General features: G+C 61.2%; 7 protein-coding genes and 1 pseudogene. All 8 read right to left on the reverse strand.

Annotated features, from left to right (window positions below; translation table 11 throughout):
• Positions 1-32 precede the first annotated feature (32 nt).
• The 8 genes and pseudogenes from HS122_06600 to HS122_06635 all read right to left on the reverse strand — a co-directional run bounded on the left by HS122_06600 (position 33) and on the right by HS122_06635 (position 12,092).
• A complete protein-coding gene (locus HS122_06600; GenBank protein ID MBE7538064.1) occupies positions 33-812 on the reverse strand; it encodes a ThuA domain-containing protein in 780 nt (259 codons plus the stop codon).
• Between the two features lie 138 nt (positions 813-950).
• Complete coding sequence (locus HS122_06605; GenBank protein ID MBE7538065.1) at positions 951-4,373, reverse strand: TonB-dependent receptor; 3,423 nt, start codon at positions 4,371-4,373, stop codon at positions 951-953.
• 73 nt (positions 4,374-4,446) lie between these two features.
• Positions 4,447-5,481 (reverse strand): FecR domain-containing protein, encoded by a 1,035-nt coding sequence (locus HS122_06610; protein ID MBE7538066.1) that lies wholly within the window; start codon positions 5,479-5,481, stop codon positions 4,447-4,449.
• A complete protein-coding gene (locus HS122_06615; GenBank protein MBE7538067.1) occupies positions 5,478-6,041 on the reverse strand; it encodes an RNA polymerase sigma factor in 564 nt (187 codons plus the stop codon). Before HS122_06615 ends, HS122_06610 begins: the two co-directional genes overlap by 4 nt.
• A 528-nt stretch (positions 6,042-6,569) precedes the next feature.
• Positions 6,570-9,104 carry a recombinase gene (locus tag HS122_06620; GenBank protein ID MBE7538068.1) on the reverse strand — a complete coding sequence of 845 codons (2,535 nt, stop codon included), beginning with the start codon at positions 9,102-9,104 and terminating at the stop codon, positions 6,570-6,572.
• A 342-nt stretch (positions 9,105-9,446) separates the two neighbouring features.
• The gene (locus HS122_06625; GenBank protein MBE7538069.1) at positions 9,447-9,677 is read right to left on the reverse strand and encodes a hypothetical protein; all 231 of its coding nucleotides are present in this window, start codon (positions 9,675-9,677) and stop codon (positions 9,447-9,449) included.
• A 33-nt stretch (positions 9,678-9,710) separates the two neighbouring features.
• Positions 9,711-11,853 (reverse strand): annotated as a pseudogene (gene feoB / locus HS122_06630) (ferrous iron transport protein B).
• Positions 11,850-12,092 (reverse strand): ferrous iron transport protein A, encoded by a 243-nt coding sequence (locus tag HS122_06635; protein MBE7538070.1) that lies wholly within the window; start codon positions 12,090-12,092, stop codon positions 11,850-11,852. Before HS122_06635 ends, feoB begins: the two are co-directional and overlap by 4 nt.
• Positions 12,093-12,094: the final 2 nt, after the last annotated feature.

Below are 12,094 nucleotides of genomic sequence, written 5' to 3' on the forward strand. Positions count from 1 at the left end.
GGTTTCGGCGCAATCGCCGATCCGGGTCCAAACTACCTTCCCTCAGGCCCGTACCCGGGCTTCGGTTTGCCGCTGTCGTCGAGCTTGCCGCAAGCCCAGAGCAGCCCGCGCGAAACCAGATCGAGGAACACCGGACTGCTGACCGTCGAATCCAGATGGCCTAGCGTGGTCGCAAACGTGCGTCCCTTGCCGTACGTGTTCACCCAAATGACAGCATGCTCCTTCTTGGTCTCAACCCCATAGGCGCGCGCCAGCGGAATGGCGCCCGGCCAGATTTTCTCGTTCTTGTAGAGTTCATCCTGCGGGTCCGCCCATTCGTCTGGAAAGCCGATCATCACCGGGTGATTCGTGCCGTTGGACTTCACCAGCAGATCACGCCGGTTCTCGTGGCTCATCGACGTGATCCCGATCACCTTTCTCCATTCATCCGTCTGCGCACGGCGATAGCTGTGCGACGAGCAATGAATCATCACGGCGGGCAGCCCCGCCTTGTGGGGTGCGGTGATGCGCTCGACGAAGGCCACGTCGTCAACGAAGCCGTAGCATTCGTTGTGGACAACGACATCGTAGCCCTTCGACCAGTCGGGTTTCTCATAGATCGAAGCCCGATGCTCCCGCGTGGTGCCCTCCTGGACGATGGTCCAAACGACATTGGCCCGGGCCGAGATCCCTTCGGAAAGAATGACCTTCTGGGTCTCGTAGGTGTGGCAGCAACCGCCAGTGACAAGCAGCGCGCGCAACGGCTTGGTCGCAGGTGAAGCCGCGAACGTGAAGGTACTCAGTCCAAGGAAGACAAGGGATAACAATTTCATCATGACCGGGAGGCCCAGCATGGCCGCCCCCCGGCAACGGCTGCAATCCCATCCTTGCTGGACGTTGACCTCAGAAGCAGTGGGGGGAGGAGTTGCCCACGCCAGCAGCTTCGTCGCCGGCGGAACCTCCAATGCGGATCACAAGCTGCCCTTGATCGAGAAGGTCCACATTGAGCCGTAGATTTCGTGCCAGTAAATCTGCCGGCCTTCAGGATGGTTCTCAAGGAGCCGGTAGGGTGTGTTGAAGATGTTGCGTCCGCCGACAGAGAGCGTGATTCGATCGCTGATCTTGAAGCTGGCACCAAGGTCGGTCATGATTCGCTCCTCTCGATAGCGTTCCTGAATGTTCTGGGTCCAGGGAGTATCGGGCATCCAGATGGCCCTGATATTGGCATTGAAACGCCGGTAACCATAGGAAACGCCAGCACTGACATTGTGCGGCGCCAATCCACCCCGGCGGACGGACGCGTAGTTGCGCGTGTAGTTGGCGAAAATGTTGAGGCCACGCAGGGCACCCGGCAGGAAGGTCAACGCCTGACTGTACTCAATTTCCATGCCGCGGAAACGGCGGGAACCCGCGACATTGCGCTGTGTGTTGACGGTATAGCCGGCATACTCGTTCGGATCAAAGCCGAGCGCGGCTATGCTCCCGGGGTCCGAGAACTCGAAAAGGCCGCGAAAGTTTTCTATCGTATTCTGAAATATTCCCACCGACAGCGTGCCCACCCGCTCAAAGTAATAGGCAAGCCGTGCGGAGTAGTTGTCCGATCGCTCCGGCAACAACCCGGGATTGGGCGCGTTGATGGTCGACGTTGCTTCGTTGATTGTCACAGGACCGCTGAGCGCAAAGAGCGACGGACGGCTGATGGCCTTGCTGAAGCCGGCTTGCGCGATAAGATTCTCCGTAATGTCGTACTTCAAGCCCACGCTGGGAAACCAATCGCGGTAGCCGCCCTTGCGATTGAGCTTCGGCAGCGATTCATATTGGTATTTCAAACCCTCAATCGTGTTCGCGCGGCCGGTCGCATCGACGGTGTAGCCAGCCGCCAGGACATCGCTGCGGGGCCGCTGATCGAATGTCACGGTTTCCGTGGAAGTCTCCTCCATGCGCAGCCCGGGCTGAATCTGCAGTTTCCCAATCGAGGTGTTGGCCAGCAGGTAGGCCGCGTCGACCCCTTCAGTGAGATCCCGGACGGAACCGATGAAGGAAGTGTAGTAATTTGCCGCCGTGGCGCCCGTGTGCGTAAAGTATTCGGGATGTTCCCGGAACAGTTGGGCGACAATCTGGCGCCCCGGATGGACCGGTGCCCTGCCGGAGGTGGAGAAGATGTTCGCGCCGATTGTCCCCATGTCATTCAACGTTGGCGATTCATAACCGGCCCACGATGGCGTCACGGTTCCAGCCGGCCCCGTATAGCTTTGGACAGACCACGTGCTTGCGTCGCTGTACTTGGTCTTCTCCTCGCGGTGCTTGATGCCAAACTTCAAAAAATTGAGCGGTCCGCGCCGCACCCGCCACTGTCCTGAGAGTTCTCCCGTGGCGACATCATTCCGGTGCAGGTCCGCATCGGCGATGAAGTTTGGGTTCACGTAACTGGCGATATCCCCCCAGTCCTTGCCAGCAACCTGGGTGATTGTCCATTGCGCCGATGTTGGCGACGGGCGTTCGCCCCGGAAAACAAGCCCGCTATTGGCTCTGGTCATCGCACCCACCCGGGCACCCACGACACCGCGAGCGAGTGTTTCGTAATCGTTTTTTGCGTGGGAAAAGCTGAAGCGTCCCTCGAAGGAAAGATTGGGTGTCGGTTTGAAATCGAAACGCGGAGACAGCGTCACTGTATTCGTCAGCTTGATATTGGCAGAGCCGGCCATTGCCAGTTGCGAGCCGCTGGCCGGGGATGTCGTGAATTCCACCATGGGGTCGTTACCGAGGACGGATCCCCGGCCCGTGGCCGCGTTGTTGTCCGACGACGTCTGGAATGTGAACTGCCTTCCGTCGATCCACCCTTCGAATTGACTGAAGGTCGCAACCAGCCCGACATTGAATTTCGATGACGCCTTGAAATCGACGGTGATCGTCTCAGAAGTGCGCATGCGCAGACTGGGAGCGAATACAAAAACAATTCGCTGAGGAACTGCCGGCCGTTGATCGGTGGCCGTTGTGTCGCGATTGATGCCACCCATGACCACGCGCCGGTTCGCGCTGTACACGTCGGAACGATTGAGATTTACGACGATTCCAAGGCGATTGCCAAAGTACTGATCCGAATACTCAAGCATCCCGCCGAGACGCATTTTGCGGTGCTTTCCGTCAAATGGGCCATAACCCTTCTTCCAATAAAAATCTTCCCCATTGCCTGTCAGATTCGCCTGCCAGAAGATCCGACGCCCCTTGCGATCAAAGGCTCGCTTTGAACGCAGATTGATCACGCCCGCCGGCGCATCCGCATCAAGATCGGCGCTCAGTGTCTTGAAGACCTCGACCGAATCGACCGAGCTGAACGAGACCGATTCGAAGCTGAACGCGCGACTGTCGTCGGTGCCGCTGTTGTTGGTGCCGACTGTGAGGCCAAAGGCGTCGGCGCTCGCCAGCTTTATGCCATCCATGGTGAACCCCACGTACCTTGGATCCATGCCTCGCAGCCTCGGACCGCGCGCGTCATTCTGCACATACTCGAGATCCACTCCGGGCAGGTACTTCAGGAATTCCCCGACATTGCCCTCGGCGGTGTCACCGAAAACTTCCGATCCGACAACATTGCTGATGTTCATGCTGCGTTTCTGATCCTGGAGCGCCTTGGCATTGCCCTCGCGCTCGGACGTCACTTCGAACGCCTCAAGCTTCACCACCCCACCTTCCTTGCTTTCCGATCCGAGTGCATGCAGATCAAAATCGCGGGTCGCACGCTGCCCTGGAAGCAGGCTGACCGACGCCGACGCCGGCTCGTAGCCGATTACCTTGACCACCACAACGACGTTGCCCGCTGGAATGTCATCCAAGCTGTAAAAACCGGAAGAGTCAGAATCCGTGCTGATAGTTGTGCCCGCGACGCTGACCTCGGCATTGCGGACGTATTCGCCGGTTGCGGGTTTGTAGACGCGCCCCGTTATCGCGCCGGTGCCCGCCGACGCGCTTGCGCTGGTTGCGCGGGAAGCTGGCTCAGCGGGGCGGTTGTTCGCCGCCCCCAGGTCGTTTTTTTGTTCCGCTCCTTCATCCTTCTTGACGGAAAACGCTCCCGTTTTTGCATCCGCCACCGCAACGAGGCCCGTGCGGTCAAGCAGGCGGTTCAGCGCCTCGGTGGAAGTCATGCGGCCATTGACGGCATTGGTGCGGATGCCTTCGGCAATGCTTGCACTGAAAAGGACCTCGCGGTTTGCCTGTAAAGAAAACCGTTTGAGCGAAACCTCGGCCGTGTCTTGCGGAAGTTCAAACTTGATCAGTCGTGCATCGCTCGCGAGAGCTGCAAGACAGGGAGCGAATGCCAGAAGGGCCAGTTTGATTAGGAAGGCAGGTAGGAGCCGCGACCGAAGGGATCCAAGCCGCGAATAGTGTTGGGTCATGAGGTTTCACCACGAACTCGGCGGCAAAATCCCATATGCGACTGCGCACTTTTTTGCGCCGCTGCGATGCCTCTTAACGCTTCCTCCGAAGATGGATGGTGTTTACCTTGGTTTCAGCCTCGATGCCGAAGTTTGTCTCCAATAGCCCCACGAATGCGTCGACGCGATCGGCCCGAAAGAGACCGCTCACCAGCAGGCTGCCGAGCTCCCTGTCATCGAGTGTCATTTGCATGTAGGCCTGGTTGTGCTGGTTCATCAGATTGATCGCTTCCGACAAGGGAGTATGAGTGAAGTCGATCCGTGGGACGCGCCACGCCAGTTGTTCGGAGATTTCTTCCCTGGGCACGGGAACGGCGACAAGTGAATGCTGCACAGCAGGGGTGTTGGAAGGAACCACGATCCGGTTGCCGGCATCGACTGTCGCCAGCCTGTCAACCGGCTCCGACATGACTGCCGGCGTGTGAGAAGCTGCGGACGTTGCGGTTTTCTCAACCGCCACCGTGCCCTGGGTGACCAAAAGAGCAACGGATTCCTCCGCCAGCTCCACGGAAAACGCGGTGCCGACCGCGCGGAACTCGACACCTCGGGCAGCGACGACAAAGGGCTTTGCATCGTGGGCAACCTGAAAATGCGCCTCACCGGACATCAGCGTGACAGCCCGGGTGGCGCCACTGAAATCCACCGCAATCTCAGCGCCAGGTCTAAGTTCGACGACGCTCCCGTCCGGAAGCGTGCGTGTGGTTGGAGCAACAATGGCGACCCGCTGCTGGCTGGGCATGGGCGAGGGCGCCGTCCACCACAGTGCACTCACGCCCAGGAAAGTGAAACACGCCGCCGCTGCCCAGGCAACCCGGCGGCGTCGACGGCACCGGACGCGCGCGCCGAACTGATCAAGCACAGCCTGTGCACGACCGTCGTTGAGCGGACGTTCAAGAATGGACCAATCGCGCTCAAGGTCGGCGTACGCGCGTGCATGCCGCGGATCCGCCGCTTTCCACGCTTCCAATTCGGAAACCTCAGCAGCTGAAAGTCCCGCACCTCGTCGAAACAGCCATCTGGAGGCGATATCCGTGACATCCTCCCACCCTATCTCTTCTTCCGGCCTCATGCGACCTCCCTTCGGCCCAATCCCCGCTCACGCAGATACTCAGCGCAGCGCCGCATGCCTTTCGCTCCTTGAATCTGCACGGTGCCTTCGGTTATGCCGAGCCGCTCGGCGATTTCCTTGAGCGACAGCCCATGGAGCTTTTGCAGCACTAGAATTTCGCGGCAGCGCGGCGGCAGCGCCTCAATTGCATCGAGCAGAAGCTGAACCTCCTCCTTCCCGCTCGCGGTTTCGGCGGCATCAGGGTTGTCGTCGGCCGCACCCAGACGGATGCTTTCTGTCGCGGGTATGATGGGTGAGATCGTTGTGCGCCGGAGATTGTCGACAGCAAGATTGCGGGCGACACGGTAGAGGAAACTGCGTGCGGAAACGAGGGGCTGCAGCATTTGTCGATGCCAGATCCGCAGATACGACTCCTGCACCACATCCTCGACATCAACGACTGAGGGAAAGGAAGAACGCAGGTACTGCTTGAGGGCTGCATCATGAGGATGCACCTGCTCGGCAAACCATTGCGTCTGCTGTTGGATCGAAGGGGTGTCCGATGCGCCCGGGGTGTTCACAAGAGAGCTCAGCCTATGTGGCGGCCGAAAGCGAAAACGCGAGTGAAATTTTTGGGGCCCCGACAACGAAGGCGACCCGAAAGCAGGTTGTGAAGCCATCTTCCCGGCAGACGATATTGTTCGATGCGCAAACTTTGTCTTCCGAGACAAAAAGGGTCAAACCTCACCTTTCGCATTATTGACTTGAAACCGCTCAATTGAAGATGGTGGTCCGCAGTGACACTTGCGGCACAGTGAATTCGGCGGGCTGCTGCAATGTGGTGCGCAGTGACAGTCGGAAGAGCGGGGCGTGGCCGTGTGCATCGACAATTGTGATCAAGTCGGACGATGCGGGGGATGGAATTGGTCCGGCGGCGTCTTGCGTTCGACGCTCCCTGGGCACGACGAAGCGTGCCCCTCCAGGTGAATATTGTGACGAAGCGTGTCCCTCCAGTGAAATGTTGTGAGGGAGCATGCCCCTGCGGGGAAGTATTGTGACGGTGCGTCCGTCTCCAGCGAAATATTGCGAAGGCGGCGGGGCCGATTGGGCTAGACGATCTCGCAGGCGCCGCCGACGCAGGCGGGGGCCATCTTGAGCTCCGTCTCATCCGTCGCCTCGCGCATCTCCGTGTAGTCGACGCGGTGCGGGCGGAGCGAATTCCACCGGTGAACATCGTTCTCCACGGTGACCTCCTCGCGAGGCGCCTGCGCATAGGCCTTGTCCCCGGCATCCTGAAGCAGTGAGATGCCCGTGAAGAATTCGCGGTTGGTCCAGATGTACTCCGACACCTGGTTCCACTCGTCCTCATGCACCGTGCAGGTGTTGGACACGTTGTGATTCAAGCTCGGCGAGCGTGAATCCGGGTTCGCTCCCGCGATGACCCAGTGCTGCTGCACCAGCTTAACCAGCTCGAGAAACTGCACCGCAGTCAGATCCTTGCGCAGGATCGCCTTCCTCGGTGCCTCCACCGGAAACGTGATCACGTCATCCGTCGCCGGGTTGTACACCGACGTCTCGGTCATCTGCGGGTTGGTCGCCTTGAAATGCCGGTAGACGGGCTCCATGCGGTTGGCCTGCACGCGGCGAAAGTACCGCCTCGAATGATGTGGATGGATGCCCGAGGCTGCGTTGAGGATGAGCGACGCCGTGCCCTCGGGTTTGGTCGTGCAGATCTTGGCCGCGTGGCGGATGCCGATGAGCCCCGCGATGAGGCGGTTTGCCGCACGGCAGAGTCGCGCGCCCTGTTCGAGTATGCGCGGATCGAATAGCACCGCCGGATTGTCCATGAATCCACAGATCGAGACGCCGAGCAGAGCATCGTGCTCATTGATCAGCCGCGTGACCGGGCCAAGGTAGGGCATGTCGGTGTACGCCGCCTGCAGGGTGCCAATGGCGGTGGCCGCGAGGCAGGCCTCATAAAACGCCTTCTCCGTGGTGGCCGCATTGCCATTGATCGTGGTCAGATTGCAGTGCTGAAAACCCGACAGCCGCGACGCACCCGGCAGATCGCCCTGATAGCCGTGGTGGAAAAGCGCTGAGCGCTCCTCCGGGCTGAGATCCCAGTCCACGATCGGCAGCAGGCTGATCTCGGCGCAGGGATTGCAGCCCGCGTCGGGATGATCGCAGAAATAGAAACCGGGCTCGCCAAACTCCTTCTGCGCCTTGAAGAGCCTCTTGAAATACTCCTCGCTGCGCTGGTCGCGCGACAGCACCGCTGAATTGTTCGAGGCGGAGCGCTGCGGGTTCTGCTCGAACCAGCTGCCCGTCTTCGCATTCGTCATCTCCTCGTCATCGGGGGAAAAAAGACAGATCGTCGCCGAGCGGCGGATGCCGCCCGCCAGCACCGCCTTGGCGATGTACATGCAGATGTCGTAAACCTCGATCGGCCGGAGCGCGCGGCCGTTGGACGCATCGAGGATCCGCTCGACGTGGATCAGCGCCTTCTTCAGCGGCAGGTGACCCGGCGCCTTTCCGCCCGAAGTTTTCAGCGGCGCACCGCGCGGCCGGATCGACGAGAAGTCGAACTCGACCTTCGCTCCCTCGAAATACGAGGTCAGCAGCGCATGCAGCGCATCCGACCACCCTTCGATCGTGTCAACAACATGGTGATGCACGACGGGCAGTTCGTTCTCCGCAGGCCGCTTTGGCAGATCCGGGAGCAGCGCGATGTGGTGGCGCTGCACCGAGAAGCCCACGCCGCAGCCGCTGAGCAGCAGGAAGAAATATTCGCGGAAAAACTCCACGCGGTCGACGTTCGAGAAGCTGCAGTTGAACATGCGGCTGTGGTTTTTCAGGATCGCCTGGCCACCAAACTGCATCGAGCGCATGCTCGGCAGCACCTTCTTCTCAGCCACCATCCCGAAGGCGTCGGTTATCACCCCCCTGAGATCCACCCCGCCCCAGGTTTCGCGCAGCAGCGCGGCCCCCGCGCCGGCAATCTCAGAAATCTCCGCGGGCAGTTCGGCAGCCAGGCGCTGATCCAGCTTCCCGGCAAAGAACTCCAGATGCATGTCGCGCACCCGTTCGACCCCCTCGGAGAAAATCTCCCGTCGTCCAAGCTCGGGGCGATACCGCGCGTACTTCGCCATGGCGATGTAGTCGGACAAGCCGCTGTCCGCATAATGGGCAAGCCGGCGCTCCGCCCGCCGCGCCCGGTAAAGCATGTACGAACGCGCGACCTCCCAGTGCCCCGCCGCAGCGATGGCCTTCTCAACCGCATCCTGCACCTGCTCGATCGTGGGATGGCGGCCGTCGCGGTAGAAAAGCTCGAGCATCTGGGTGACCGCGGTCGCGATGCGCGTGACCTCGGCAAACGCCGCGCTCTCCAGTCCGTAGCACGCGAGCGGATCGTCGCGATAAGGGTTGGCCGTGTTTCCGGTGCGCTCCTCAAAAAACGCGAGTGCGATCGCACGGGCCACCTTGTTCTGGTCAAACCGCACCCGCGTGCCGTCCCGCTTGACCACCAGCCGCTCGGCCGCAGGGATGGCGCGATTGAGCAGGCGCGACGCCCTTGGCGGCTGAGGCGCGATGGGAGGGGTTTCGTTGGATTCGGTTTCGGTTTCAGTCAGGACGGCGGAATTCATGGTGAAAATATGACGGACGGATGAACGTTGAGGCTCCCATGGAACGGAAGCCGGTTGTCAGGGGAATTGTCGGGCTAGGTCCGTCATCACGCGCCCCGCTCAAAGCCCTCCCGCCAGCGGCAGAACCTGATTGGAAAACGAACGAAAAAACGGAAAAGCCACGGGAGAACGAGGGTATGCGGAGCGCACCTTGCAAGCTGATTATGCCGACAATTGCATCCGCAGGCGCACACTACGGAATGTGGTCCGCGTCTCGTCAATCCACTACCGGTGGTGGGCGGAAACTTTTATTGATTCACATCAAGGCAGGGCCGGATTCTCCCGCACATGCCTCGTGAATCCCTACCTGAAAGCTCCTCGATGGGACCGCTTTTTGAGGTGCACTTGCAGTTTGCGGACGTCCTTCGACACCGCGCCACACCCGCCACCGCCGCAATCCGAGCCCTTCCGCGCCTTGCCGAACAGCCGCAGGGTCAGCCACACCGCGCAAACCGCCACCACCGCCAGCGCCAGCCAGGACTGCATGGCTGCCTCGGCGGGAACCTGCGAAAGGATGGTTTGAACGGGCGACATCGGCGGCGAAATGGTTCGATTGACGGTCAACGGCTAAAATCCGAGCGCGCGGCCTCCTTGGAAGACCACGAAACTCACGATCCATGCGGTCGACGTCATGTAACCTAGCTGGAAAAGCGGCCAGCGCCAGGAGTTTGTTTCGCGTCTCACGATGACCAGCGTGCTGATGCACTGCATCGCAAACACGTAGAAAAGCATCAGCGAAACACAGGTGAGCGGCGTGAAGAGCTGCCGGCCGTCCGGCCATTTCGCCGCCACCAGGGCCCGGCGCAGCGGGGTCGACTCCGTGCCGTCGTCCTGCGCATTGAAGACCACGCCCATCGTCGAGACAAACACCTCGCGCGCCGCAAACGATGCGACCAGCCCGATGCCGATCTGCCAGTCGAAGCCCAGGGGCTTGATCAGCGGCTCGAGCGCGTGCCCCGCCCTGCCGGCAAAGCTGTGGGTCATCTGCTCCTGGGGCGTCGCTCCGTCATGGGATTTTGGATACGCCGAAAGGAACCAGAGCATGATCGAAATCGCCAGGATCAGCGTGCCCGCGCGCTTCAGGAAGAGGCCCGCGCGCTCGACCATGTGAAGGATCACGTCGCGCATGCGCGGCAGCCGGTACGGCGGCAGCTCCATGATCATCACCGGAGGTTTGCCCCTGAAGAGCGTGCGCTTGAACAGCCAGGCGAATCCGAACACGCCGAAATAGCCGACAACATAGAGCCCGAACATGATGCCGACCTTCGTCATCACCGGCACGCGGTCATTGGGCACGAGCGCGGCGATCATCAGAAGATAGACGGGCAGACGCGCCGAACAGCTCATCAACGGCGCCACAAGGATCGTCACCAGCCTGTCCTTGGGATCCTCGATCGTGCGCGTCGCCATGATGCCGGGAATCGCGCAGGCATGCGAGCTGAGGAGCGGGATGAAGCTCTTTCCGTTGAGCCCCACGCGGCTCATCAGGCGGTCCATGATGAATGCCGCGCGCGCCATGTACCCGGTGCTCTCCAGGAGCCCGATGAAAAAGAACAGGATGAGAATCTGCGGCAGAAAAACCACGACGCCGCCCACGCCGGCGATCGCGCCGTCCGTGATGAGATCCCGCAGATCGCCCGCGGGCATGACGCCCTTCACCCAGTCCGCGAGCGACGCCACATGGTCGTCGATCCACGTCATCGGATACTCCGCAAGGGTGAAGATGCTGACAAAAAGCGCGACCATGATCGCGCCAAGAATGGCCCATCCCCAGAGCGGGTGTAACCACTTCGTCAATACGGTCGCTGACGTTCGCCGCCGAACGGTCCGCGTAGCCAGCGCGCACAACCTCGGCGCACAGGCGGCCGATCGCCTCGTAGCGCGAACTCACCAGCGACCCCGCCCAGTCGGTGCCCTCGGTTTCCCAGCGTTTCTGCCAGGTGTTCAGGATGGCCAGAGTCCGGGCGTCCAGCGGCGTCGATCCCGCCACCCTCACCGTGTCCTGATCAGTCAGCAGCAGCAGCGCCTCCGCGCGTGCCGTGAGCGCCGTCTTGCGGCTGTGGTCGACCAGGGACGCCTGGAGCTCGGAAACCGCCGGCGCAATCGGCGCCGGTATGGTCCAGCTGTGACGCGGCAGCGGCAGGTCCACGCGGCTCATGGCAACCTTGAGCTCGATCAGGCCCCTGCCATGCGACGCTTCGCACGGGATGACCGGTATGCCGAGTTCGTTCTCGAGCCGGCCAACGCTGATCTGGAGACCCGCCTTGGTGGCGAGATCCATCATGTTCAGCACGAGGATGACCGGCCGCCCCAGGTCGAGAATCTGGTGAACCAGGTACAGATTGCGCTCGAGATTGGTCGCATCGACTATGCAGAGAATGCGATCCGGAGCCACCGTGTCCGCGCGGCGCCCCAGCAGCACGTCGCGCGTCACCGCCTCGTCGGGCGAACGCGCCGCGAGCGAATACGCGCCCGGCAGATCGATGATGGTGATGGGCTGGCCATGCTGCGAATAGGCGGTTCCGACCTTCTTTTCAACCGTGACTCCCGGATAGTTGCCGACCTTCTGCTTGAGCCCGGTCAGTGCATTGAACAGGGTCGACTTGCCGCAGTTGGGGTTTCCAACCAAGGCATAGGTCGGCACATGGCGGGCAGGCGCGGAAATGCCCCGGACCGGCCCTCCAGGAGCGTCAGGGGAACCCAGGCTCATTTCGCTCCCGGCTCCACGAGGACGACGTCCGCCTCGCTGCGTCGCAGGGTCAGTCGATACCCGCGAATCTCAATCTCCAAGGGATCGCCCAATGGCGCCGTCCTCAACAGCTTCACCAAGGTGCCCGGCAGGAGTCCCATCTCCCGCATGCGCAGGAATGCCGGTCCCGTCCGGGGAAACTCGCGGAGCACGGCGGTGGCGCCGACAGCAAGCCCGGAAAGAGGAATCTTCTCAGCCATAT

It is taken from the genome of Opitutaceae bacterium, assembly GCA_015075305.1.
Classification (GTDB): Bacteria; Verrucomicrobiota; Verrucomicrobiia; order Opitutales; family Opitutaceae; genus UBA6669.